Origin of the sequence: Bacillus gobiensis (assembly GCF_001278705.1) — a bacterium.
In the GTDB taxonomy this organism is placed as follows: Bacteria; Bacillota; Bacilli; order Bacillales; family Bacillaceae; genus Bacillus; species Bacillus gobiensis.
Genome location: NZ_CP012600.1, coordinates 2,054,343 through 2,080,190, shown reverse-complemented (window position 1 = coordinate 2,080,190; position 25,848 = coordinate 2,054,343). Strand labels below are relative to the sequence as shown.

The window sequence follows — 25,848 nt, the reverse complement described above, 5'->3', positions numbered from 1 at the left end:
TATCATATCTGAAAGGGCTCGTCTTTCCAATAAAACAGTAATCATGTTATGATAGAATCTAGGATTCTCACGGAATGGAGGAGAAAACTTGTCTGACGGTCAAAAAATAAGAACATCAGTTGACATATATGGCCAGCAATTCAAAATTGTTGGTGAAGAAACAAAAAGCCACATGAGGCATGTAGCCTCAATTGTGGATGATAAAATGCGTGAAATAAATGAGAAAAATCCTCAACTTGATATAAATAAATTGGCTGTCTTAACAGCTGTTAATGTCGTACATGATTACTTAAAACTAAAAGAAGAGTATGAAAAACTCGAGCATCAACTAAGAGAAAAGGATTGAACAACCTATGCTAGATATTATCCTGTTGATCATGCTTATCATAGGGGCTATAGCTGGCCTGAGAAGAGGCTTTATCCTGAAGCTTCTCCATCTGATAAGCTTTATTGCTGCGTTCCTGATTGCCCGCCAGTTTTATGATGATCTTGCTCCGCAAGTTCGTTTATGGGTTCCGTACCCTGATTTTGGCGAAGGGCAGGAGGCGCTGGCTTTTTTTAGCGGAAATATGGAATCAAGCTATTATAATGCCATTTCTTTTGTCATTATTTTTATTTTGGCTGTAATTGCTCTTCGGATTATTGCGTCGATGCTCGATTTTGTGGCCATGCTTCCCGTCTTAAAACAAGTGAATAAGCTTTTAGGCGGAGTACTTGGATTTCTCGAAGTCTATTTATTTTTGTTTGTGTTTTTATTTATTGCGGCTTTGATTCCTGCACCGCAAATCCAAGATGCTTTACAAGGCAGTTCACTATCGAACTTGATCATTAATCACACTCCATATCTGTCAGAATTGATAAATACTTTATGGCTCCAGTACGGAGGTGTAACTTCTCTTCGGTAGAGAAGTTTTTTTAAATAGATTATTAGAGGTGTTTCATTGATGCATAAAAAGGACATCATAAAGTTATTGGAAACGATCGCTGTATATATGGAATTAAAAGGGGATAATCCGTTTAAAATATCAGCTTTTCGGAAAGCGGCCGCGGCGCTCGAACAGGATGACAGAAGCTTATCTGAAATCGATGATATGCTGTCCTTGCCGGGAATCGGAAAAGGAACGTATACAATTATTAGAGAATATATGGAAAGCGGAACGTCATCCACTCTGGATGAACTAAAGAAAGAGGTGCCGGAAGGGCTTTTGCCTTTATTAAAACTCCCGGGGCTTGGAGGAAAGAAAATTGCCAAGCTATATAAGGATCTCGGGGTTCGAAATGCGGAAGATTTAAAGGCGGCCTGTGAAGAGAATAAAGTCCAAGGGCTCGCCGGATTCGGAAAAAAAACGGAAGAAAAACTCCTTGTTCTGCTTGGTGAAGCGGGAAAAAGACCGGAAAGGTACCCGATTGGCTTTGCCCTGCTTGTGGCTGATGAGATCGAAAAGCATTTGGCTGCGTTTCAAGGCGTGATTCAATCTTCCCGTGCCGGCAGCTTGCGCAGAATGCGTGAAACCGTTAAGGATTTGGATTATATTATTTCAACAGACAATCCGCAATTGATCCGTGATCAATTGCTGGCATTGCCGCGTATTAAAGAAGTCGTAGCTGCTGGAGAAACAAAAGTGTCGGTGAATATGGATTTTGAGGATGAAATCGGTGTTGACTTCCGAATAGTGTCAAACGAACAGTTTGCGACGACCCTCCATCATTTCACTGGATCAAAAGACCATAATATTAAAATGAGACAGATCGCAAAAGAGCGCGGTGAAAAAATAAGCGAGTATGGAGTAGAGTCGCTGGAGACAGGAACGATTCAAACCTTTTCGAGCGAGAAGGAATTTTTCCGCCACTTCGATCTTCCGTACATTCCTCCAGAAATCAGAGAAAGCGGACAAGAAACCGACCATTACAATGAAAGCTTGAGTCTCATTTCAAAAGAGGATATAAAAGGCGATCTTCATATGCACAGCTCCTGGAGTGACGGCGCATTTTCGATTCGTGAGATGGCGGAAGCCTGTATAGCAAAAGGCTACGAATATATGGCGATTACCGACCATTCAAGATATTTGCGTGTTGCTAATGGATTAACTCCGGAAAGACTGAGGCTGCAGGGAGAAGAGATTGACAGGCTTAATCAAGAGCTCGAAGGATTTCATATTTTCAAAGGGGTGGAAATGGACATTCTTCCGGACGGTACGCTTGATTATGACGACGAGCTGCTGGAAACAAGAGATTTTGTTATTGCTTCAATTCATTCTAGCTTTTCACAGCCACAGCATGTCATTATGAACCGATTAAAAAATGCACTCAAAAATAAACACGTCCATTTAATCGCCCATCCAACCGGAAGACTGATCGGCAGAAGATCCGGTTACGAAATCGATATTGATGAGCTTATTGAGCTTGCGAAGGAGACCGGAACAGCTCTCGAGTTGAATGCAAATCCAGCGAGGCTTGATTTACGGACGGAGCATTTGATCAAAGCAAACCAAGCCGGCGTAACGATTGCAATTAATACAGATGCCCACAATGTAGCAATGCTGAACGACATGGCTGCCGGCGTTTCTGCTGCCAAAAAAGGCTGGACCCCAAAAAGCAGTGTATTGAATACACGGTCTCTGGACGAAGTACGTGAATTTTTGAAAAGATAAGTGCAAGGAGGCTTTAAAAATATTGCAGCATAAAGCGTTACAATCACTTGAATTTCATAAAGTAAAAGAACAGGCAAAAGCCCATGCTTCTTCATCTCTGGGAAAAGAAATGCTGGAACAGCTCCAGCCATCCCAATCAGCGGAAGAAGTGACAAAATGGCAGGATGAAGTAGATGAAGCCATGACCGTTATCCGCTTGAGAGGGCACGCTCCTTTTGGCGGATTGACGGACATCAGGCCGAGTTTAAAACGGTCGGTGATCGGCAGTGTGTTAAGCCCTGCTGAACTAACAGAGGTATCTTCGCTTCTTTATTCTGTCAAGCAAATGAAGCATTTTTTGGATTCGCTGTATGAAGACGGAGTAGAAATTGAGAGAATGAAAGAGTATTCAGACCAGCTGATTCCGTTATCTGCGCTTGAAAAGGATATCAATATGTGTGTAGATGACCATGGGGAAGTGCTCGACCATGCATCAGACACACTACGCGGAATAAGGACGCAGCTTCGGACGATTGAATCCCGAATTAGAGACCGGCTCGAATCGATGCTGCGTTCTTCGTCTGCCCAAAAAATGCTGTCAGATGCGATTATCACGATTCGAAATGAACGGTTTGTCATACCTGTAAAACAAGAGTACCGGGCAAGCTACGGAGGAATTGTGCACGATCAATCCGCTTCGGGAGCCACGCTTTTTATTGAACCACAGGCGATTGTCGACATGAACAATACGATCCAGCAGGCAAAAGTAAAAGAAAAGCAGGAGATTGAACGGATTCTTAAGTATTTGACAGAAAAGGTGGCCGAACACTCAAGTGACCTGTCACAGGACGTAACCATCATGCAAACGCTGGATTTCATCTTTGCCAAAGCAAAGTATGCCAAACAAATAAAAGCAACGAAGCCTCAAATTAATGAGGAGGGTTATGTGCTACTTAAAAAAGCCCGACATCCATTGCTGCCAGCGGATGAGGTAGTTCCTAACGATATTGAGCTGGGCGGAAGCTACTCGACGATTGTTATCACCGGCCCGAATACTGGAGGAAAAACGGTAACCTTGAAAACACTGGGGCTGCTGACACTCATGTCACAAGCAGGTCTTCACATTCCTGTAGAAGACGGGTCGGAAGCTGCGGTTTTTGAACAGGTATTTGCCGATATTGGCGATGAACAATCAATTGAGCAAAGCCTGAGTACCTTTTCTTCTCATATGGTAAACATTGTTGATATTTTAGCGAAGATGAATGACAAAAGCCTTGTTTTATTTGACGAGCTCGGAGCTGGCACGGATCCTCAGGAAGGTGCAGCCCTCGCCATTAGCATACTTGATGAAGTTCATACGACGAATGCGAGGGTCATTGCAACAACCCACTATCCAGAGCTTAAAGCATACGGCTATAATCGTGAAGGGGTAATGAATGCGAGTGTCGAATTTGACATTGAGACGCTTTCGCCGACTTATCGGCTTTTGATTGGCGTGCCGGGCCGAAGCAATGCCTTTGAAATTTCAAAACGGCTTGGTATGTCGGAAGCGCTCATTCAAAGAGCCAAAGCGGAAATGTCCAGTGAGCACAATGAAGTGGATACTATGATTGCTTCACTGGAAGACAGCAAAAAACTGGCAGAACTAGAACTGAAGGAAACAGAAACTTACCGAAAAGAAGCAGAAAAGCTTCATAATGAATTGCAATCACAAATCATCGAATGGAATCAGAAGAAGGATAAGCTTCTTGAAGAGGCTGAAAAAAAGGCGATTGATAAAGTCGCTGAAGCTTCTAAAGAAGCAGAGGAAATCATCAAATCGCTGCGTGCCATTCGCGATGACCAAAAAGCCTTTAAAGACCACGAGCTGATTGAAGCGAAAAAAAGGCTGGAGGAAGCTATCCCGGTTTTTTCAAAATCGAAGAAACCAGAAAAAACAGCTCAAACAAAGAAAGAGCTGAAAGCCGGAGATGAAGTAAAAGTCTTGAGCTTCGGGCAAAAGGGAACCCTTCTTGAAAAAACAGCAGATAATGAATGGAACGTACAAATCGGAATCTTAAAGATGAAGGTGAAAGAAAAGGACTTGGAATTTGTGAAATCAAATTCTGTTCCTCAACAGGAAAAAGCCCTTTCGACGATTAAAGGAAAAGATTATCACGTGTCTCTCGAGCTCGACCTCAGAGGCGAGCGCTATGAACATGCTCTGAGCCGTGTTGAAAAATATCTCGATGATGCAGTATTAGCAGGCTATCCGAGAGTATCGATCATTCACGGAAAAGGAACGGGAGCCTTGAGAAAGGGCGTCCAAGAACTCCTGAAATCCCATAGAAACGTGAAAAATACCCGTTTTGGCGAAGCAGGGGAAGGCGGATCAGGGGTTACCATTGTCGAATTAAAATAATCGCCAGTTACAACATCGAACAAATCAAATGGAGGTCTTGACCCCTTCAAACATTAAAAGATAAAAAGGGAGCACGTAGAAATGACAAATTCTTTCTGGAGCAATGAATTAGTACAGATTGCCGCCTATTACAGCGTGGCGGTCTTATGCCTCGTTTTATTTTTAGCTATTTTTGAATTGGTCACTTCCTACAAAAATTGGGAAGAGATCCAAAAAGGAAATCTTGCCGTGGCAATGGCGACAGGCGGTAAAATTCTCGGAATCGCCAACGTCTTTCACCATAGCATTCTTCAGCACGATTCATTGCTCCAAATGATCGGGTGGGGAGTATATGGATTTGTCATGCTGCTTATCGGCTATTTCATTTTTGAGTTTTTAACGCCGAGATTTAAAATTGATAAAGAAATCGAACAGGATAACCGTGCGGTCGGCTTGATTTCCCTCGTTATTTCTCTGGCATTATCGTTTGTAGTCGCCGCCGGTATTTAAAGGAGCCTTTTGATGGAAAAATTGGCGAAGGTCTTATTTGCAGCATGCGGATTATTTGTGATAATTGGAATTATTTATTTGTTGTTTTATGCATAAAATAAAGGGGTTGGAGCTTTATCTCCAACCCCTTTTGATACTTTTGGGAAGGAGGAAAATGAATAAAGTAAAAGGAGAAGTAAGGAAATGGGCTGCTTGATGGGAATAATGATTATTTTATCCTCCGTCATTAATTAGGGCTATCACGTCATGCTTTTTACATCATGTTCATCATCGGTTCATTTCTAGTCGCCGCCGGAATTAATATAAAGAAAAACGATAATACACGCTGATTTAACTGTTGCTATAAAAAATTTCGTATCAATACCTATTTTCATCTGCTATACTAAGTATCAAATGAAAGAGCGCGACAAGGAGGCATACTATGAAGGTTGAAAAGCCTTGGTTAAACAGCTATCCTGACGAACTTCCCCACGATTTGGCATACGAAAACAAACCGCTGCACTCTTTTTTAACAGACACCGCAAACACCTTTCCCGATCATCAATCTATTTACTTTCTTGGCAAAAAAATGACGTTTCGTGAAGTCCACGAAGCAGCGTTAAAGTTTGCTGCATACTTGCAAAAAATCGGCATCAAAAAAGGCGACCGGATTGCTCTCATCTTGCCAAACTGCCCCCAAGCCGTGATTTCATACTACGGCATTCTCTTTTCTGGAGGCATTGTCGTGCCAACAAATCCGTTATTTACGGAAAGAGAGCTGGAATATCAATTAAAGGACAGTGAATGTACGGCGATCATTTCACTCGACTTACTATATCCGCGCATCATAAAAATGAAAGCGTTAACAAAAATTTCCCATCTTATTTTCACAAGCATCAAAGATTATTTGCCCTTCCCGAAAAATAAGCTGTACCAAATCAGCCAGAGGAAAAACCTTCTGGTTCATATTAAAGAAAATGAGGAAACTCATCTTTTCCAAAGTATCATCAAAAATACGGCAGAAAGTTTACATTCGGTTGATATTGACCCGCTTCATGATATTGCGGTTTTGCAATATACAGGCGGAACAACCGGCCTTCCAAAGGGAGCAATGCTGACCCATCAGAACATTGCCGCCAACACGAAGATGTGCGCGGAATGGCTTTCCAAATTAAAGAAAGGATCGGAATCGATTTTAGGGATTGTACCTTTTTTTCACGTCTACGGAATGACCACTATCTTAAATCTAAGCGTTTTGCAAGCATTTCAAATGATTCTGCTTCCAAAATTTAATGCGCTTGACGCGTTGAAAACGATTCATAAGCTGAAACCAAGCCTTTTTCCGGGTGCACCGACGCTCTACATCGCTCTTTTAAACCACCCGGAAGTGTACAAATATGATTTATCCTCCATTGACACCTGTATCAGCGGATCCGCCGCACTGCCTGTCGAAGTCAAGCATCAATTTGAAAAGGTCACCGGCGGAAAGCTTGTCGAGGGTTACGGCTTATCAGAAGCTTCGCCAGTGACCCACGCGAATTTCATGTGGGGCAAAAACAAGCCGGGGAGCATTGGCTGCCCTTGGCCAGGAACAGATGCTGCCATTTACTCGGAGGAAACAGGCGAAGCGCTTCCTCCTTATGAACGAGGCGAATTAATTGTTAAAGGGCCCCAAGTGATGAAGGGATATTGGAATAACCCCGAAGAAACAGCAAATGTATTGAGGGATGGCTGGCTTTTCACCGGAGATATCGCTTATATGGACGAAGAGGGCTTCTTTTATATTGTCGACCGAAAAAAAGATTTGATTATCGCTAGCGGCTATAACATTTACCCGCGTGAAATCGAAGAGATATTCTATGAGCACGAGGCCATCCGGGAAGTAGTCGTTGCCGGGATTCCTGATTCCTACCGTGGAGAAACTGTGAAAGCCTATGTTGTGTTAAAGCAACATGCGACATTGACAGAAAAGGAACTAGATGAGTATGCGAGAACACACCTTGCATCATACAAAGTGCCAAGAGTTTACGAGTTTCGCGATGAACTGCCGAAAACAACGGTAGGAAAAATATTAAGAAGAGCATTAATTGAAGAAGAGAAAGAGAAGATGAACCAAACGAAATAACATGAGCCGCCAGGCTGTCAATGAGCCGTCTCATCTTGACAATCAAGGCGTTTCTTTTTAGTATAAAGATGAGTGAATAACCATTCATTTTTTCTGAAAGGAACGAGAAATTGTGAACGAAAAACGACCAAAGTATATGCAGATCATCGACGCTGCTGTCATCGTAATCGCAGAGAACGGCTACCATCAGGCGCAGGTTTCAAAAATCGCCAAGCAGGCAGGTGTGGCAGACGGAACCATTTACCTCTATTTTAAAAGCAAAGAGGATATTCTGATCTCAGTGTTCAGAGAAAAAATGGGGCAATTTATCGAAAGAATGGAAAAAGAAATTCAAAGCGAACATACTGCAGAAAAGAAATTATCACGGCTGATTAAACAGCATTTTTCGTTGCTTTCTGAAAATCAACATCTGGCTATTGTCACCCAGCTCGAGCTTAGACAGTCAAATCTTGCGCTCCGTCAAAAGATTAATGAAATTTTAAAAGGGTATTTATTTATCTTGGACGATATTATTCAAGCGGGGAAAGAATCAGGAGAGTTTAAACAATCACTTGATGTCCGTTTGGCAAGGCAAATGATCTTTGGAACGATTGATGAGACGGTGACCACGTGGGTAATGAATGACCAAAAATATTCATTAGATGGACTTGCAGAAGACATACATCAGCTGTTGATTTACGGGTTCCACGCAGCGAATAATCAGGAGGAGATACTTCAATGAAAAACGTAACGTTAGAAGTCGAAGAACGAATCGCAGCTATTACAATGAACCGTCCAACGGCAAATGCTTTATCTACAGGGCTTTTGGAAGAATTATCAGAATGTCTGGATCAAATTGAAGCTAACTCTGACGTCCGTGCGATCATTATTTGCGGGGAAGGCAGATTTTTTTCGGCTGGTGCCGACATAAAGGAATTTACTACTCTTGCAAATGAGTCCGATTATACAGACTTGGCTGAAAAAGGCCAGCAAATCATGGAAAGGATCGAATCATTTCCAAAGCCAATCATTGCCGCTATTCACGGAGCAGCACTTGGCGGAGGGCTGGAGCTTGCGATGGCTTGCCATATTCGGATTGCAGAAGGCGGTGCCAAGCTCGGAATGCCAGAGCTAAACTTAGGTATCATCCCCGGTTTTGCCGGAACACAGCGGCTCCCGAAATATGTTGGCACTGCGAAAGCTCTGGAAATGATAGGGACAGCTCAACCGATCAGCGGCAAAGAGGCTTATGAATCAGGTCTTGTTACAATACTTGTAAACGACCGGGAAGAAGCTTTGATTAAAGCCTATGAATTAGCCGAGCAATTTGCCGAAAAAAGCCCGAAAACGTTGGAATTCGTTTTGGAACTTCTTCATGCAAACAAAATCTATACTTACGAAGGAGCATTAAAGCTGGAAGCGAAGCGATTCGGCGAGGTTTTTCAATCTTCGGATTCGAAGGAAGGAATCCAGGCATTCCTTGAGAAAAGGAAACCTAACTTTAAAGGCGAGTAATAGATGTAACGACTCGGAGGGGGAATGTGATATGAACATCTTTGTCTTAATGAAGCGGACATTTGACACAGAGGAAAAAATTACAATTCGAGCTGGTGAGATCGACCAACAAGACGCAGAGTTTATTATTAATCCCTATGATGAATATGCAGTTGAAGAAGCCATTCGCCTGAAAGAAGCTCACGGTGGAGAAATTACGGTTGTGACGGTCGGCGGGGAAGATGCGGAAAGGGAGCTTCGAACTGCTTTGGCTATGGGGTGCGATAAGGCCGTTTTGTTAAATATCGATGGTGAACTGGAGGATCCGGATCCTTTCTCCACTTCAACCATACTTTATCACTATTTGAAGGAAAAGCAGTTTGACCTTATTTTAGGGGGAAACGTAGCTATTGACGGCGGCTCAGGCCAGGTCGGCCCGCGACTGGCAGAGCTGCTGAATATCCCTTGCGTCACAACCATTACGAAGCTATCTGTCAACGGCAAAGACGCAGAAATAGAACGAGATTCTGAGGGTGATCTTGAAAAAGTAACTGCACCCCTGCCGCTCCTTGTAACCGCTCAGCAAGGTTTAAATGAACCGAGGTATCCGGCGCTTGCGGGAATCATGAAAGCAAAGAAAAAGCCCCTGGAAGAACTTGAGCTTGATGATCTTGATCTCACAGATGAAGACGCTGCGGCGAAAACAAAAACGATTGAACGCTTCTTGCCGTCTAAAAAAAAATCTGGACGATTTCTGGATGGAGATGCAGGCAAACAAGCAAAACAACTGGCAGCTTTGCTAAGAAGCGACGCGAAAGTCATCTAACAAGGGGGATCAATATGGGGAGAAAAGTAGTGGTTTTAGGGGAAATAAGGGATGGATCAATTCGCAACGTAACCTTTGAAGCTATTGCAGCAGGGAAAATCATTGCAAATGGCGGAGAAGTAATTGGTTTACTCATTGGTGAAAGCGTTTACGAATATGGGGGAGAGATGATCAAATATGGAGCGGATCGCATCATTGCGATAGAACATGAGAAGCTCGTGTATTATACACCGGACGGCTATGCTCAAGCAATCGAAGTGATTATTGAAAAAGAAAAACCAGATGCCATTCTTACCGGACATACCTCAATCGGCAAGGATATTATGCCAAAAATTGCTGCTAAGCATGAGAAAGGATTGCTTTCTGACGTGATCGATCTCGAAGAAACTGGCGGGAATCTCGTATTTACCAGGCCGATTTATTCGGGAAAAGCCTTTGAACGAAAAATTGCATTAGATCAGCTTGTTTTGGCCACAATCAGGCCGAACAACATGTCTCCATTAGAACAGGATGAAAAACGAAAAGGTACGATTGAAAAAGTAGAAGTCGAGATAAAGGATGTAAGGACAAAGGTCCAAGCCATCGTCAAAAAAACCGCAGAAGGCGTGGATTTATCCGAGGCGAAAATCGTCGTTGCCGGCGGCAGGGGAGTCAAGAGCGCAGACGGATTTAAGCCTTTGCGGGAGCTCGCAGAAGTATTAGGAGCCGCTGTCGGTGCCTCTAGAGGAGCGTGTGACGCAGAGTATTGCGATTACTCTCTGCAAATTGGGCAAACCGGCAAGGTGGTTACCCCGGAGCTCTATATTGCCTGCGGGATATCGGGGGCAATCCAGCATCTGGCCGGCATGTCGAATAGCAAAGTGATTGTAGCGATTAATAAGGACCCGGACGCAGATATCTTCCGAGTCGCGGACTATGGAATCGTAGGCGACTTGTTTGAAATTGTTCCGCTGTTAACAGAAGAATTCAAACAGCTAAAAATCCATAAATAGTATGATGTTTTAAACGGAAAGCTTTGGTGTGAATATGCTGGAGAATGGGTATAGTATTACCAAGCAATTTAATAGCGTAACGATTACGGTTAATGCTATACTAAAATCCATAATTTAAATTGGAGGTATGAGTAAATGGCTATCGTAAAAGCTACTGACCAAAGCTTTTCAACAGAAACAAAAGAGGGAGTCGTTCTTGCAGACTTTTGGGCACCTTGGTGTGGACCTTGTAAAATGATCGCGCCTGTTCTTGAAGAACTTGATCAGGACTTGGGAGATAAATTAAAAATCGTAAAAGTCGATGTAGATGAAAACCAAGAAACAGCCGGCAAATATGGAGTGATGAGCATTCCAACGCTGCTTATCCTTAAAGACGGCGAAGTTGTTGAAACATCAGTTGGCTTTAAGCCAAAAGAGGCATTGCAAGAATTAGTAAACAAACATCTGTAAGAGTTTTTCAGGGCGATTCCAATAGGAGTCGCTTTTTCTATGCATTTTTCCAAACAAACATTCGGAAAAATGGTACACTACTCTTATTGGGGAGAGAAAGTCCCCTATTTCGCAAAGCAAGGAAGTGTTCTTCGTGAATCATAAAATAAAAGAGAAGCTCGCACTTCTTCCTGACCAGCCCGGCTGTTATTTAATGAAAGACAGGCAAGGGACCATTATTTATGTAGGAAAAGCAAAAATTTTAAAAAACAGAGTGCGCTCCTACTTTACAGGTTCCCATGATACAAAAACCCAGCGTCTCGTAAGCGAAATTACAGACTTTGAATATATTGTCACCTCCTCTAATATAGAAGCGCTCATTTTGGAAATGAACCTGATCAAAAAATACGATCCAAAATATAATGTCATGCTGAAGGATGACAAAACCTATCCTTTTATTAAAATAACCGCCGAGAAGCATCCTCGTCTGATCGTTACCCGCAATGTCAAAAAAGATAAAGGGCGTTACTTCGGCCCTTATCCAAACGTTTACGCGGCGAGAGAAACAAAGAAGCTGCTAGACCGGCTGTACCCGTTACGAAAATGCACCACGCTGCCTGATCGGGTCTGCCTTTACTATCATATGGGACAATGTCTCGCACCGTGTGTCTACGATGTAGAAGAAGAAACGAATAAAAAACTGGTCGATGAAATTACAAAATTTCTAAAGGGCGGCTTCAACCAAATAAAAAAAGAATTAGAAGGAAAAATGCACGAGGCTGCTGAAAACCTTGAATTTGAGCGGGCAAAGGAATTACGCGATCAGATCGCCCATATTGATTCCACGATGGAAAAACAAAAAATGGCGATGACGGACCAAGTCGACAGGGATGTATTTGCCTATGCATACGATAAAGGCTGGATGTGCGTTCAAGTCTTTTTCATCAGGCAAGGCAAGCTGATCGAACGGGATGTCAGCATGTTCCCAATGTACCGGGAAGCGGATGAAGAGTTTCTAACTTTTATCGGACAATTTTACAGCAAAAACAATCACTTTTTGCCGAAGGAAATTTTACTTCCGGATAGTGTAGATATTCAGCTGGTAGAACAGCTGTTAAATACGTCTGTCCTGCAGCCGAAAAAAGGAAAGAAGAAGGATCTGCTCATGCTTGCGCATAAAAATGCCAAACTGGCGCTAAAAGAAAAATTTTCATTGATCGAACGGGATGAAGAGAGAACAATCGGTGCCGTCGAAAAATTGGGCGAGGCGCTGAACATTTATACCCCGTTTCGAATTGAAGCCTTTGATAACTCAAATATTCAAGGAACCGATCCGGTATCGGCCATGATCGTGTTTTTGGATGGAAAACCGAATAAAAAAGAATATCGAAAATATAAAATTAAAACCGTCACAGGACCTGATGATTATGGTTCCATGAGAGAAGTCATCCGCAGAAGGTATACCCGAGTGTTAAAAGAGGAGCTTCCTCTGCCTGATTTAATCCTGATTGACGGCGGAAAAGGACAGATCAACGCAGCGGTTGATGTGCTTCAAAATGAGCTGGGCCTTGACGTTCCCGTAGCGGGATTGGTTAAGGACGACAAGCATCGAACATCAAACCTGATCATCGGTGATCCTCTGGAATTGATTCAACTGGATAGAAACAGCCAGGAATTTTATTTGCTTCAGCGCATTCAAGATGAAGTCCACCGGTTTGCGATTACCTTTCACCGGCAGCTTCGCGGAAAGTCTGCCTTTCAATCTGTGCTGGATAACATCTCAGGGATCGGCGAAAAGCGGAAAAAGCTGCTGATGAAAACATTCGGATCTGTCAAAAAAATGAGAGAAGCTACGATAAAAGACTTTCAAGATGCGGGCATCCCGCTAAAAACCGCAGAGCTTTTAGTGGATGAACTAAAAAAACAAAATTGATATTGGGCTGAAAGTTTGATACAATGTGAGTGAATTTAATAGATCGTTTATGAAGATAGAGGTGCGAACTTCAAGAGTAAGCCTTTCGAGAATGGTGGATTCTAAGAAAAAGGCAGAAAGGGAAGGATCGCCGAAGTGAATTCTGTCCATCAACAGAATTTGCTGGCTTTGCATTTAAGAAATGCAGGGCTGTCAGGAAATGACTCCTGGAGGGCTATCTCATTGTCCGGACTTGTCACTAGTTTCGTAAAAGCAATGAGAGAATCTACTCTTATTGCTTTTTTTTCTGGCAAGAAAAGGCGTCGTCCCGAGTGCATTCCTTACATAACGGTCACTAATTAATCATAAGGGTGGTAGCAATGGGTCTTATCGTACAAAAATTCGGCGGAACCTCAGTCGGTTCAGCTGAAAAAATTCTGCATGTAGCAAACCGTGTCATTGAAGAAAAAAAGAAAGGTAACGATGTCGTCGTTGTCGTTTCTGCAATGGGCAAGTCAACTGATTTACTCGTCAATCTTGCCCGTGATATTACAAAGAGTCCATCACAAAGAGAAATGGATATGCTTCTATCAACAGGCGAGCAGGTGACAATCTCGCTATTAACAATGGCGCTTACTGAAAAAGGATATGATGCGATATCTTATACGGGCTGGCAAGCAGGCATTCAAACTGAAAGAGTACACGGCAATGCCCGAATCACAGATATCAAAACGGATAAAATAGACCAGCAGCTAAAAGAAGGAAAAATTATTGTAGTCGCAGGATTCCAAGGGATGTCTTCCGATTCTGAGATCACAACGCTTGGAAGGGGCGGATCAGACACAACTGCCGTCGCTCTGGCCGCAGCACTGAACGCTGAGAAATGCGATATATACACAGACGTCCCAGGTGTATTTACAACCGATCCCCGCGTCGTGAAATCAGCAAGAAAATTGGATGCCATTTCCTATGATGAGATGCTGGAACTGGCGAATTTGGGTGCCGGAGTCCTCCATCCAAGAGCCGTTGAATTTGCAAAAAACTATGAAATTCCGCTCGAAGTTCGGTCAAGCATGGAATCTGTACCAGGAACAAGAATAGAGGAGGCTGCTTCAATGGAAGAAAATTTAATTGTCAGAGGGATTGCTTTTGAAGATCAAATCACGAGAGTAACCATTACCGGTCTAACTACCGGCTTAACGACACTGTCCACTATTTTTACAACGCTTGCGAAACGCAGCATCAATGTCGATATCATTATTCAATCGGCGACAAGCGAAAACCATACATCGATTTCCTTCTCAGTAAAAACCGATGATTTAGAAAAAACAGTAGAAGTGCTCGAAGACTACAAGGATGCGCTGAAATTCAAAAAAATTGAAACGGAAAACAAGCTCGCGAAGGTATCAATCGTTGGTTCAGGGATGGTTTCAAACCCAGGAGTCGCCGCAGAAATGTTCGCCGTGTTAGCAAGAAAAAATATTCAAGTGAAAATGGTAAGCACATCAGAAATTAAAGTATCTACAGTGATCGATCAAGAGGATATGGTAAAAGCGGTCGAAGCATTGCACGACGCATTCGATCTCGCCAAGCAATCCTCCGCTGTGTTGTAGACACAGGCGATAATCGTTTGATTGGAGCTATTACTTGGTTGAATTGTGCAAAAAAGGATCAGGTCGGTGCAATTAAGTGGATAAGGGTGCAAAAAAGTAGCTGAACGGTGCAATTAAGTGGATAAGGGTGCAAAAAAGGATCTGGTTGGTGCAATTAATTGGCTAACGGTGCAAAAAAGACCGTGATCGGTGCAATTAATCGATAACCCGTACAAAATTGGTCCACTAAATCAATCGAACGATACACTAATAGATCTTGCCCGTTGACACAAAATATTTTACCGTGCCCTAAAAAAGAAAGCGTCCGGGAGAAAATTTCCCGGACCGCTTTTTTAATATCCACCTTCACTTTTTCATACGCGGTCCTTCAAATCCCATTTCACCGTCAGTTCCACTTTATCGGTTCGTTTTTTAATTTGTTCGTAGGATTCCGCTATATTGTTATTTAACATTTGAATTTGTTCCGCGATAAATCCTGCTTCCAATTGAAAATTTGGTTCTTTTTGATGTTTTAGTCGATTGGAAACAAGAGGGCCATCAAGCGTGAATTCTATTCTGTTCTTTTTTGCTTCAACTAGGACAAGGTTTCCCCATCCTGCTTCTTGAAAAAAAGCCGGGATATCATTCCATGAGTCAAGGGGGAATTTTCTGGCGATATTTTTGCCTGCCCAGTACATCATAGAGGGATATTCACTACCGAGTAAATCCGGTATTAATACTTCTTTGATTAGTTCATAGGCAAAAGCGGACACTTCCATTTCTTTGAATTTTTCGATTTTTGTTTCGTAATTACTCAAGATTGCATATCTCCCCTCTCACATGAGTTTATTATATCGTATATCAGCCATTTGATCATTCAGCTGCCTAATGATTCTCAAAAAATATTAAAATTATATCTTAATAAAATAAAAATGAAACTGAATTGATAGTATTTTTTAAAAAATAAATTATGTACGCGTTTTCTTGACGCTTTTTTAACATAGGAGTAAAATGAAATTGTCAAAAAAATCTTCAGTAAGTGCTTACATTTCCTGAAGAGAAAAATTTATTTTCAATTAATTCGTAGTTTTCAAACTAGGGGGTAAGACTATGGAGGGGAACAGAGAGTTTTTGTATCGAAGATTGCATTCCTTACTTGGTGTAATACCTGTGGGTGTGTTCTTGATACAGCACCTTGTGGTTAACAATTTCGCCACAAGAGGGCCCGAAGCATTTAATAATGCAGCCCATTTTATGGAGAATCTGCCGTTCAGATATGTGTTGGAGGCATGTATCATTTTTATTCCTTTGATCTATCATGCAGTATACGGGGTTTATATTGCATTTACGGCAAAAAACAATGCGAACCAATTTGGCTTTGCGAGAAATTGGTTATTTGTATTTCAGCGAATCTCCGGCATTATAACCTTAATTTTTGTCAGCTGGCACGTATGGCAGACTTATCTTGCCGCGCAATTATTCGGTGAGGAAGTCAATTTCAATATGATGGAGAATATCCTGAGCGATCCGTTCTTTCTAGGCTTTTATTTAGTCGGTGTCGTATCCACTATTTTTCATTTTTCTAACGGATTGTGGTCATTTGCTGTTACGTGGGGAATTACCGTTACTCCCCGTTCTCAACGAATCAGTACATACGTGACATTGGCAGTTTTTATAGCGCTTACTTATGTAGGAGTAAGCAGCATCTTTGCGTTTGTGTAATTAATAGATCACTAGAGGGAGAAGGGGTAGAGCATGAGCAATTCTAGTATAGTCATAGTCGGCGGTGGATTGGCCGGGTTAATGGCAACGATCAAAGCAGCTGAAGCAGGAACAAGAGTCAAGCTCTTTTCGATTGTTCCCGTCAAGCGTTCGCATTCTGTATGTGCACAGGGTGGAATTAACGGAGCAGTCAATACGAAAGGGGAAGGCGACTCTCCTTGGGAACATTTCGATGATACCGTATACGGCGGTGACTTTTTAGCGAACCAGCCTCCGGTAAAAGCGATGTGCGATGCAGCTCCCGCAATTATTCATTTGCTAGATCGCATGGGTGTGATGTTCAACCGGACACCGGAAGGCCTGCTTGATTTCCGCCGATTTGGCGGAACGCAGCATCACAGAACAGCGTATGCCGGAGCGACGACGGGGCAGCAGCTGCTATATGCACTTGATGAGCAGGTTCGCAGATACGAAGTGGCGGGACTTGTCACGAAATATGAAGGCTGGGAATTTCTCGGGGCAGTTTTGGACGAAGATAACGTCTGCCGCGGAATTTCAGCACAAAATTTAACGACGATGGAAATTGAAACGTTTCGTTCGGATGCTGTCATCATGGCAACAGGAGGACCGGGGATTATCTTTGGGAAATCGACAAACAGCATGATTAATACCGGATCTGCAGCATCTATCGTTTATCAGCAGGGCGCTTATTACGCGAATGGAGAATTTATTCAAATCCATCCGACGGCGATCCCCGGCGACGATAAGCTCAGATTAATGAGTGAATCAGCCCGGGGCGAAGGCGGAAGGGTGTGGACGTATAAAGACGGAAAACCTTGGTATTTCCTTGAAGAAAAATATCCGGCATACGGAAATCTCGTCCCCCGTGATATTGCAACAAGGGAAATCTTTGATGTCTGTGTCTCCCAAAAGCTCGGCATTAATGGGGAGAACATGGTTTATCTTGATCTCTCCCATAAAGACCCGAAAGAGCTTGATATCAAGCTGGGCGGAATTATCGAGATTTATGAGAAATTTATGGGTGATGATCCGCGCAAGCTGCCAATGAAAATATTCCCTGCTGTCCACTATTCAATGGGCGGACTTTGGGTCGATTACGATCAAATGACGAACATTCCAGGCCTATTTGCTTCCGGAGAATGTGATTATAGCATGCACGGCGGCAACCGTCTTGGCGCCAATTCTCTTCTTTCTGCGATATACGGAGGTATGGTGGCGGGGCCAAAAGCAGTTGAATACATCAATGGGCTCGAGAAGTCAGCTGAAGACCTTTCATCCTCGCTTTATGATTCGTTTAAAAAGCAGGAGGAAGAAAAATGGGAAGGCATTATGGGCATGGACGGCGAGGAGAATGCTTATGTGCTTCATAAAGAGCTGGGAGAATGGATGACTGATAACGTGACAGTCGTCCGCAACAATGACAACCTGTTAAAAACCGATGACAAGATTCAGGAATTAATGGAACGATACAAAAAAATCAACATCAACGATACGGTAAAATGGAGCAACCAAGGTGCGGTATTTACGCGTCAGCTAAACAACATGCTTCAGCTTTCCAGAGTAGTCACTCTTGGCGCCTATAACCGCAATGAGAGCCGGGGCGCGCATTACAAACCGGATTATCCGGATCGCAATGACGAAGAATGGCTGAAAACAACAATGGCGAAGCATGCAGGCGACAATGAAGCGCCGGAATTTTACTACGAAGATGTGGATGTTTCTCTTATCACTCCGCGTAAACGGGACTACTCCAAGAAGAAGGAGAGTAAAGTATGAGTGAAAATAAAACGATCCGATTTATTATCACACGACAAGACACTGCTGAGGGCAGTCCATATAAAGAAGAATTTGAAATCGAATATCGTCCGAATATGAACGTCATATCGGCGCTGATGGAAATTAGGAGAAATCCTGTAAATGTAAAAGGAGAAAAAACGGCTCCTATCACATGGGATATGAACTGCCTGGAAGAGGTTTGCGGCGCTTGTTCGATGGTCATCAACGGCAAACCGCGCCAATCGTGTACCGCTTTAATTGACCAGCTGGAGCAGCCGATCAGGCTCGAACCTATGAAAACTTTCCCAGTTGTTCGTGACTTACAGGTTGATCGCAGCCGCATGTTCGACTCATTGAAAAAGGTAAAGGCATGGATACCCATTGACGGCACCTATGATTTAGGACCCGGACCGAGAATGCCGGAAAAAAGACGGCAATGGGCGTACGAGCTATCAAAATGCATGACATGCGGAGTATGCCTGGAAGCTTGTCCAAACGTAAACGATCGGTCGAAATTCATGGGACCTGCACCTTTGTCACAGGTCAGGCTGTTTAATGCCCATCCAACCGGAGCAATGAACAAATCAGAGCGCTTGAATGCGATAATGGACGAAGGCGGCTTGGCCAGCTGCGGAAATTCGCAAAACTGCGTCCAATCGTGCCCGAAAGGCATTCCATTAACAACAAGCATTGCCGCTCTTAATCGCGACACCAGCCTGCAGGCATTCCGGAATTTCTTCGGAAGCGACAAAGCGGAATAAAGCTTGACACCTCTTCCATAATTGAAGAGGTGTTTTTATTCCAAAAAATTAGGTCATAACAATTGATGCTTTCTCCTTGATTCACGTCACCACCTTGATAGCAGTTACATATGATATCAGGACTATATCGAAACCCATTCGTTTCCGATCAGCTCTCACCTTAGCAAGGAGGGTAACAATACTTGAAGGAGAAAGAATATCAATCTAAGCCGCTACTAACGAAAAGAGAAAGAGAAGTGTTCGAGTTGCTCGTTCAAGACAAGACAACAAAGGAAATTGCAAGTGAGCTTTATATTAGTGAAAAGACCGTACGCAATCATATTTCTAATGCAATGCAGAAGTTGGGCGTGAAAGGTCGTTCACAAGCTGTTGTTGAGCTTCTTCGAATGGGTGAGCTAGAGCTCTAAATGATACCGGTAATCCTTCTGCAGCGTAGAAGGTGCCGGTTATTTCATTTTAGTGGAAAAAAATATTCATTATAGGTATAAACTCCCGGTAATCGCTGTCATTTTTTCTAATTTATCTTGCATTTTACTTAAAAAAGCTACAGAATAGGTGTAGCATAAATTAAATCGGTTTCAAGTGAGGTCATCGTAATGCATGATAGCAAATCGTTTGAGAACATAGCAGATATAGAAAAATCAATGCGCCACATCTCAGCCATCATTAAACAAAAAGGCAGAGAAATCCTTAATCAATATACAATCACTCCTCCTCAGTTTGTAGGTCTGCAATGGCTTTACGAATTTGGAGATATGACTATAGGCGAGCTTTCCACTAAAATGTATTTGGCCTGCAGCACAACGACAGATTTAGTAGACAGAATGGAAAAGAATAACCTTGTTGAAAGGGTAAAGGATCCATCCGACCGCCGGGTTGTCAGAATTCATCTGCAGCCGGAAGGGGAACGGATTATTCAAGAAGTAATCAAGAAAAGACAAGAATACTTACAAAGTATGCTATCTTCTTTCACAACGGAAGAAGTAGACATATTTGAAAGATCGCTCGTAAAGCTGCAGCAAGAAATGAAAAGAAAATGAGGCGGTTTTTTTGGATCAACCGATAGGGGTTATTGATTCAGGTGTAGGCGGATTAACGGTAGCAAGAGAAATGATCAGACAGCTGCCAAATGAAGAGATCATCTATCTCGGGGATACAAACAGGTGCCCGTACGGTCCCAGAAAAAAAGAAGAAGTCCTTGCTTACACGTGGGAAATGACCCAATACTTAGTCAAGAACTATAACATAAAGATGCTTGTGATCGCATGCAATACAGCAACAGCTATTGCACATGAACAAATTAGCAAATCTGTTGAAATTCCAGTGGTTGGCGTGATCGAGCCTGGTGCGAGAACAGCCATTAAAGTAACGAAAAACCTCAACATCGGAGTCATTGGCACAGAGAATACGATTAAAAGCGGAGCCTACGAAGAAGCGCTTCATTCGTTAAATAGCAAGCTAAAGGTGAAAAATGTCGCCTGTCCCATGCTCGTTCCGTTTGTCGAAAGCGGTATTTTTCTAGAGAAAACAGCTGATGAGGTTGTAAAAGCTTCTCTTTCGCCATTTAAACGCTCTGAAATTGACACGCTTATTTTAGGCTGCACACATTATCCCATTTTGAAGGAAACGATGCAAAAAGTGATGGGAGAAGCGGTTTCTATTATTTCTTCTGGAGATGAAACTGCAAGAGAAGTAAGTACGATTCTTTCGTATAAAGGTCTTCTTAATCAATCGAAGGCTCTTAAGGCGCACCAATTCTTCACGACGGGCGATCGCGACGGCTTCAAAAAAATTGCCTGCAGGTGGTTTGGCTATGAATTGGAGTTTGTTGAGAAAATCAGTTTAGAAGGCGCATTGCTAAAACCATAGAAATGGATCCGAATAAGCGGGTCCTTTTTTTTATTGAAAGAAAGGTCTAATTCAAAAATAGGCTCGTATACATAGTAGTACAAACTGCCTTAGGAGGGAAAAGTATGCTGAAAAAAAGGACCTTTGGAATGGCTGCTTCAGTATGTACTGCTATGCTGCTGCTTTCTGGATGCGGACTATTTCAATCTGATAATGCTTCGGAGGAAATCGATCCGCCGGAGCATGATATAACCTATGAGGACAACGCCGAGGAAATGGAACAGGCTAAGTCTGAAGAGACTGCCGAAAATGGCGGAGAAGCTTCAGAAGAGCAAGCTGAAATAGTAAAGACGGAAATCTATTTAATTGATAAGAATGGGTACGTCGTTCCGCAAACGCTGCCACTGCCAAAAAATGAAGGGATCGCCAAGAAGGCTCTTGAATATTTGGTAACCGGAGGACCGATCACTGAGCTCCTTCCAAACGGATTTAGGGCAGTGATACCACAAGACACAACCGTTAGTGTTGATATAAAGGATGGAACAGCGATTGCAGACTTTTCCAATGAATTTAAAAACTATCAGCCAGAGGACGAACAAAAAATCCTGCAATCGATCACATGGACACTGACCCAATTTCCTACTGTCGATAAAGTGAAAATTCGAATGAATGGGCATGATTTAAAAGAAATGCCAGTCGGCGGAACTCCTATTACCGAGGATTTGAGCAGAGAAGACGGGATTAACTTGGATACAGCAAGCGTCACGGATTTTACCGCGACAAGACCGCTCACCGTTTATTATATCGGTCAATCTGATGATGCAACCTATTATGTTCCTGTTACAGAAAGGGTGTCAAAATCTGAAACAAATGATATAAAAGCAGCGGTAGAGAAGTTGGCAGAAGGACCGGATGCCGGAAACAAAGGCCTCTTGTCTGAATTCTCAGGTGATCTTGAGCTTGCTAGTGACCCTACACTTACAGATGGTGACCTTACCCTTGACTTTAACGAAGAAATTTATGGAAGTGCTGACGAGGAAAAGAAAGTGATTTCAAGTCACGTGTTAAACAGTATCGTATTAACGATGACCGAGCAGCCCGATATAAAAAGCGTATCACTTATGGTCAATGGAAAAGCTGATCTGGAAACAGAAGAAGGTAACAAGCTTTCAAAGCCAGTGACAAGACCCGTACAAGTGAATACGACTGGTTTTTAACCATGAAATTTTGATATACTAATAAAAAAGAGGTAAGCGAATCCGCTGCCTCTTTCGTTATTTCATTTTTGTACGGAGGGAACTCATGAGAATTGATGGGAGAGAAGCGAATCAGCTTCGTCCAGTTTCACTTGATTTACATTTTATTAAACATCCGGAAGGCTCAGTCTTGATTTCTTGCGGAGAAACGAAAGTCATATGCAATGCATCGATCGAAGACCGCGTGCCTCCTTTTTTAAGAGGAGAAGGGAAAGGCTGGATCACCGCAGAATACAGCATGCTGCCCAGAGCAACGAACGAGCGGACCATTCGTGAATCTTCAAAAGGCAAGGTATCAGGCCGAACGATGGAAATTCAGCGATTGATAGGACGAGCCTTGCGTTCTGTAGTAGATCTTGAGCTTTTAGGAGAGCGGACCATATGGATCGATTGTGACGTCATTCAGGCGGATGGAGGCACAAGAACGGCGTCTATAACAGGAGCCTACGTTGCAATGGTCATTGCCATTTCCAAGTTAGTCGAAAGCAAGGGAATAAAAATGCCGGTCACTGATTATTTAGCCGCGATCTCCGTAGGGATTGGCAAAAACTCGGAACTTCTGTTAGATTTAAATTATCAAGAGGATTCGGACGCACAAGTTGACATGAACGTCGTTATGACGGGTACGGGAAAATTCGTAGAGCTTCAAGGCACAGGAGAAGAAGCAACCTTTTCACGTCAAGAGCTAAACTCATTACTGGATCTTGCCGAAAAAGGGATTCATGATCTAATCAACATCCAGAAAAAAGCACTAGGAGAACTGATCTCTGAAACAAAATAGAACTAAAAGGGATGATGAGATTGAAAGAAGTAATTATCGCCACGACCAATGCCGGAAAGCTGAAGGAATTCAAAGAAATGTTGGAGCCGATTGGCTATCATGTCAAATCTCTTGCAGATATTGGATATCGTCAAGAAATTGAAGAAACCGGCCATACGTTTGAAGAAAACGCGGTTTTAAAAGCAGAAACAATCTCAAAGCAATTTCATGAAATCGTAATTGCGGACGATTCCGGATTATCTGTCGATTATTTAGGCGGCAGCCCCGGCGTCTACTCTGCCCGCTATGCGGGAGAAATGAAGGATGACACAGCCAATCTGAATAAAGTGCTGAGAGAACTGGAAGGAATCGAAAAAGAAGACCGTTCCGCCCGTTTCCGATGTGCTCTCGCCGTAAGTATCCCCGGAGAAGAAACCAAAACGGTTGAGGGAGTCGTCGAAGGTTACATTGCGACAGAACCTGTGGGCGAAAACGGATTCGGTTATGATCCAATCTTTATTGTGAAGGACAAAACCAAAACAATGGCAGAGCTGACAAGCGAAGAAAAAAACAAAATCAGCCACAGAGCTGAGGCGCTGAAGAAGCTGTCTGCCTTACTAAGCTCATAGAAGGAGAGAGGGGGAGCCGGTTTGAACATACTCATCATTAGCGACAGCCACGGGGATGAAGAAATCCTCAAGATCATTTCCGAACGCCACAAAGACGATGTTGATCTAATGCTCCATTGCGGAGATTCTGAGCTCTCACCTACCCATCCTTACCTGAAGCCTTATTTAGTTGTCAAAGGGAACTGTGACTTTGAAAAAGGCTTTGAAAAGGAACGTGTGATGCCAATCGAGGATAAAAAACTCTATTTTACACACGGGCACCTGCACGGGATCAAAGAATCCTTAATGAAAATCAACTACCGGGCCCAGGAGCTCGGAGCGGATGTCATCTGCTTCGGCCACTCCCACAACCCGGGCAGTGAATTGTTTGACGGGCGCCTATTTATCAACCCCGGCAGTATCCTGCTTCCGAGAATGCGAAAAGAACGCAGCTACGCCATTCTTTCCTACAGAGAAAATTCAGCAGCCGTTCACTTCTATGACGAAAACGGACACGAAATTAAGGATTTAAGGAATAACTTTCAGCTGGAATAAAAAAAGGTGAGGAAGAATTTTCTTCCTCATTTCACTCATAAAAAATGAAAAATGTTATTGACTTTTGATTGCATTCTTAATATAATAAATCTTGTCGCTGATAATAAGCAGATGATACATACCAATCATGTCCCAGTAGCTCAGCAGGATAGAGCAACGGCCTTCTAAGCCGTCGGTCGGGAGTTCGAATCTCTCCTGGGACGTACCAAAATTAAGAGCCAAAATCCTTGATTTTATAAGGATTTTGGCTCTTTTGCTTTTTATTTATTCATCAACCTTATAGACTTTAAAAACAGCATTTGGGGCAGGATTGGGGCAGAAAATTTTTGCTTACTTTTGAGAATTAATTTTCTTATCAAAAAATGTGTCAAAATGAGTTGCAGATTTTTGGTAAGCCTCTTCCATTACATGACCGTAAATAGACATGGTTGTATCCAATTTCGTATGTCCTAGTCGTTCCTGAATAATTTTGGCATGTACACCTTCATTTATAAGATGAGTGGCAGATGTATGCCTTAGTGAATGGAACCGAATATGCTTGATTTTATGTCTAGTTGTGAATCGTTTCCACCATTGACTAATAGAGTCGGGGCGAAGTGGTTTTCCAAACTCATTTCCAAATAAAAATAAATGGTCTTCCCATTGCCATTGTGACCCGACTTTGAATTTTTCTTGTTTCCGAATATGGATCAATTTTTCTTGTTTCCGAATATGGATCAATTTTTTTATCATATTCATTATTTGTTCTGGTACAGAAATATGTCTTTGCCGTTCATTTTTAGTAGATTTTACAACGACACCTTTTCCTTTCACTTCTGTTATAGCTTGCTCAATATATATAGAACCTTTTTCAAAATTCATATGAATGTCTTCAAGTGCAGCTAATTCTCCTTCACGTGCACCTGTGACGAATGCAAGTGATACTAATACTTGCCACCTGAAGTCAACCTTTTCTAATTTTTCAAAGATGGTTTGAATTTCTTCTTTGGTGTATACTTCACTTTTTTTATTCCGAACTTTTGGCGTATTAACGGGATCAGCTGGATTTTCTTTAATCAGCTTCCATTCCGTTGCTCTAGCAAGTAAATTGTTGAATGCCTTATAACAATTATTAATTCTAGAAGAGGAAAGAGGCCCAGGTTTTCCATCCAATCGAGCGCCGGGGCCTTGTAACAGTGTTTTAAACTCCTCTTCGGAGGCTGCTTGTAACCGGCTAATTGTCCGAGCAAGAACTTCGTCAAAATCTCCATTAAAACTTATCGCTATCTCCGATGTGAGTTTGTAAGGACCGAATCGTTCTCGAAGATCCTCTCCGTGGACACAAACACAGAGTTCCTTAAGAAATGCCTGTTCGTAGTAATTCGCCGGATCAATCGTATAGTCGTAATTTGCAACTGCTATGCCTGCATCGCGAACCAAAGAGTGATAATTTCGAGACATTGCTTTAGTAAGCGTCTTTAACTCCGTCAACTCTTCGTCACTCAACGTACCATTGAACATAACTAAAAGGTCCAGATCCGACTTAACCGCCACTGCTTCACCTAGAACATTTCTTGATTTTAAGCATTTTGAAAGGTTATTAAAAGACACTTCACATACCTCAGGGGGGTAAAGTAATATATTGTTGAGGAGGTGAAGGTTGAAATCGATTAATGTTGTTGATCAGATGGTGAAAGAAAAAGTCACCATTCAG

At 42.6% G+C, this 25,848-nt stretch carries 25 protein-coding genes, 1 tRNA gene and 1 riboswitch; of the genes, 24 read left to right on the top strand and 2 right to left on the bottom strand.

Translation table 11 applies throughout. From position 1 onward, the window contains the following. Positions 1 to 88 precede the first annotated feature (88 nt). The 13 genes from zapA (at position 89) to AM592_RS10320 (ending at position 14,869) form a co-directional block, all read left to right on the top strand. Positions 89 to 346 carry a cell division protein ZapA gene (zapA, locus tag AM592_RS10385; protein WP_053603743.1) on the top strand — a complete coding sequence of 86 codons (258 nt, stop codon included), beginning with the start codon at positions 89 to 91 and terminating at the stop codon, positions 344 to 346. A 7-nt stretch (positions 347 to 353) separates the two neighbouring features. Continuing rightward, positions 354 to 905 carry a CvpA family protein gene (locus AM592_RS10380; RefSeq protein ID WP_053603742.1) on the top strand — a complete coding sequence of 184 codons (552 nt, stop codon included), beginning with the start codon at positions 354 to 356 and terminating at the stop codon, positions 903 to 905. Between the two features lie 39 nt (positions 906 to 944). After that, positions 945 to 2,651: a DNA polymerase/3'-5' exonuclease PolX gene (polX, locus tag AM592_RS10375; protein ID WP_053603741.1), complete on the top strand. Its 1,707-nt coding sequence runs from the start codon at positions 945 to 947 to the stop codon at positions 2,649 to 2,651. 22 nt (positions 2,652 to 2,673) lie between these two features. Beyond that, positions 2,674 to 5,031, top strand: coding sequence for an endonuclease MutS2 (locus tag AM592_RS10370; protein ID WP_053603740.1), 2,358 nt, complete (start codon positions 2,674 to 2,676; stop codon positions 5,029 to 5,031). An 81-nt stretch (positions 5,032 to 5,112) separates the two neighbouring features. Then, positions 5,113 to 5,520, top strand: coding sequence for a DUF350 domain-containing protein (locus AM592_RS10365; RefSeq protein ID WP_053603739.1), 408 nt, complete (start codon positions 5,113 to 5,115; stop codon positions 5,518 to 5,520). A gap of 421 nt (positions 5,521 to 5,941) precedes the next feature. Next, positions 5,942 to 7,624 (top strand): AMP-binding protein, encoded by a 1,683-nt coding sequence (locus AM592_RS10360; protein WP_053603738.1) that lies wholly within the window; start codon positions 5,942 to 5,944, stop codon positions 7,622 to 7,624. Between the two features lie 112 nt (positions 7,625 to 7,736). Beyond that, the gene (locus tag AM592_RS10355) at positions 7,737 to 8,345 is read left to right on the top strand and encodes a fatty acid metabolism transcriptional regulator FadR (protein WP_053603737.1); all 609 of its coding nucleotides are present in this window, start codon (positions 7,737 to 7,739) and stop codon (positions 8,343 to 8,345) included. Next, complete coding sequence (locus tag AM592_RS10350) at positions 8,342 to 9,118, top strand: enoyl-CoA hydratase (protein WP_053603736.1); 777 nt, start codon at positions 8,342 to 8,344, stop codon at positions 9,116 to 9,118. The genes AM592_RS10355 and AM592_RS10350 overlap by 4 nt, the downstream gene beginning before the upstream one ends. A gap of 31 nt (positions 9,119 to 9,149) precedes the next feature. Then, positions 9,150 to 9,923: an electron transfer flavoprotein subunit beta/FixA family protein gene (locus AM592_RS10345; protein WP_053603735.1), complete on the top strand. Its 774-nt coding sequence runs from the start codon at positions 9,150 to 9,152 to the stop codon at positions 9,921 to 9,923. 14 nt (positions 9,924 to 9,937) lie between these two features. Further along, the gene (locus tag AM592_RS10340) at positions 9,938 to 10,915 is read left to right on the top strand and encodes an electron transfer flavoprotein subunit alpha/FixB family protein (protein ID WP_053603734.1); all 978 of its coding nucleotides are present in this window, start codon (positions 9,938 to 9,940) and stop codon (positions 10,913 to 10,915) included. 135 nt (positions 10,916 to 11,050) lie between these two features. Next, a complete protein-coding gene (trxA, locus tag AM592_RS10335; protein WP_053603733.1) occupies positions 11,051 to 11,365 on the top strand; it encodes a thioredoxin in 315 nt (104 codons plus the stop codon). A gap of 133 nt (positions 11,366 to 11,498) precedes the next feature. Beyond that, entirely contained in the window at positions 11,499 to 13,277 is a 1,779-nt protein-coding gene (uvrC, locus tag AM592_RS10330) for an excinuclease ABC subunit UvrC (protein WP_053603732.1), read from the top strand. 48 nt (positions 13,278 to 13,325) lie between these two features. Further along, a riboswitch (Lysine riboswitch) is annotated at positions 13,326 to 13,502 on the top strand. A gap of 134 nt (positions 13,503 to 13,636) precedes the next feature. Beyond that, complete coding sequence (locus AM592_RS10320; protein ID WP_053603730.1) at positions 13,637 to 14,869, top strand: aspartate kinase; 1,233 nt, start codon at positions 13,637 to 13,639, stop codon at positions 14,867 to 14,869. Between the two features lie 353 nt (positions 14,870 to 15,222). On the opposite strand, the gene AM592_RS10315 is transcribed toward AM592_RS10320, so the two are convergent. Then, the gene (locus AM592_RS10315) at positions 15,223 to 15,627 is read right to left on the bottom strand and encodes a YslB family protein (RefSeq protein ID WP_082364341.1); all 405 of its coding nucleotides are present in this window, start codon (positions 15,625 to 15,627) and stop codon (positions 15,223 to 15,225) included. A 331-nt stretch (positions 15,628 to 15,958) separates the two neighbouring features. Here AM592_RS10315 and AM592_RS10310 point away from each other — a divergent pair, with 331 nt between their 5' ends. The 11 genes from AM592_RS10310 (at position 15,959) to AM592_RS10260 (ending at position 24,358) form a co-directional block, all read left to right on the top strand. After that, positions 15,959 to 16,570: a succinate dehydrogenase cytochrome b558 subunit gene (locus AM592_RS10310; protein ID WP_053603728.1), complete on the top strand. Its 612-nt coding sequence runs from the start codon at positions 15,959 to 15,961 to the stop codon at positions 16,568 to 16,570. Between the two features lie 33 nt (positions 16,571 to 16,603). Continuing rightward, complete coding sequence (gene sdhA, locus AM592_RS10305; protein WP_053603727.1) at positions 16,604 to 18,367, top strand: succinate dehydrogenase flavoprotein subunit; 1,764 nt, start codon at positions 16,604 to 16,606, stop codon at positions 18,365 to 18,367. Then, a complete protein-coding gene (gene sdhB / locus AM592_RS10300; RefSeq protein WP_053603726.1) occupies positions 18,364 to 19,128 on the top strand; it encodes a succinate dehydrogenase iron-sulfur subunit in 765 nt (254 codons plus the stop codon). Before sdhA ends, sdhB begins: the two co-directional genes overlap by 4 nt. 182 nt (positions 19,129 to 19,310) lie before the next feature. Continuing rightward, positions 19,311 to 19,535, top strand: a complete 225-nt coding sequence (gene gerE / locus AM592_RS10295; protein WP_053603725.1) for a spore germination transcription factor GerE — start codon at positions 19,311 to 19,313, stop codon at positions 19,533 to 19,535. A 189-nt stretch (positions 19,536 to 19,724) separates the two neighbouring features. Further along, positions 19,725 to 20,168, top strand: a complete 444-nt coding sequence (locus tag AM592_RS10290) for a MarR family winged helix-turn-helix transcriptional regulator (RefSeq protein WP_053603724.1) — start codon at positions 19,725 to 19,727, stop codon at positions 20,166 to 20,168. A 10-nt stretch (positions 20,169 to 20,178) separates the two neighbouring features. Beyond that, a complete protein-coding gene (gene racE, locus AM592_RS10285; RefSeq protein ID WP_053603723.1) occupies positions 20,179 to 20,997 on the top strand; it encodes a glutamate racemase in 819 nt (272 codons plus the stop codon). Positions 20,998 to 21,101: 104 nt separating this feature from the next. Continuing rightward, on the top strand, positions 21,102 to 22,193 hold the full coding sequence (locus AM592_RS10280) for a GerMN domain-containing protein (protein WP_053603722.1): 1,092 nt from the start codon (positions 21,102 to 21,104) through the stop codon (positions 22,191 to 22,193). An 85-nt stretch (positions 22,194 to 22,278) separates the two neighbouring features. Further along, positions 22,279 to 23,013, top strand: a complete 735-nt coding sequence (gene rph, locus AM592_RS10275) for a ribonuclease PH (RefSeq protein ID WP_053603721.1) — start codon at positions 22,279 to 22,281, stop codon at positions 23,011 to 23,013. Positions 23,014 to 23,024: 11 nt separating this feature from the next. Beyond that, entirely contained in the window at positions 23,025 to 23,621 is a 597-nt protein-coding gene (locus AM592_RS10270; RefSeq protein ID WP_098945225.1) for an XTP/dITP diphosphatase, read from the top strand. A gap of 21 nt (positions 23,622 to 23,642) precedes the next feature. Then, a complete protein-coding gene (locus tag AM592_RS10265) occupies positions 23,643 to 24,155 on the top strand; it encodes a metallophosphoesterase family protein (RefSeq protein ID WP_053603720.1) in 513 nt (170 codons plus the stop codon). Between the two features lie 129 nt (positions 24,156 to 24,284). After that, positions 24,285 to 24,358, top strand: a tRNA-Arg gene (locus AM592_RS10260). 127 nt (positions 24,359 to 24,485) lie between these two features. On the opposite strand, the gene AM592_RS10255 is transcribed toward AM592_RS10260, so the two are convergent. Further along, positions 24,486 to 25,745 carry a tyrosine-type recombinase/integrase gene (locus AM592_RS10255; RefSeq protein ID WP_148564327.1) on the bottom strand — a complete coding sequence of 420 codons (1,260 nt, stop codon included), beginning with the start codon at positions 25,743 to 25,745 and terminating at the stop codon, positions 24,486 to 24,488. Positions 25,746 to 25,848: the final 103 nt, after the last annotated feature.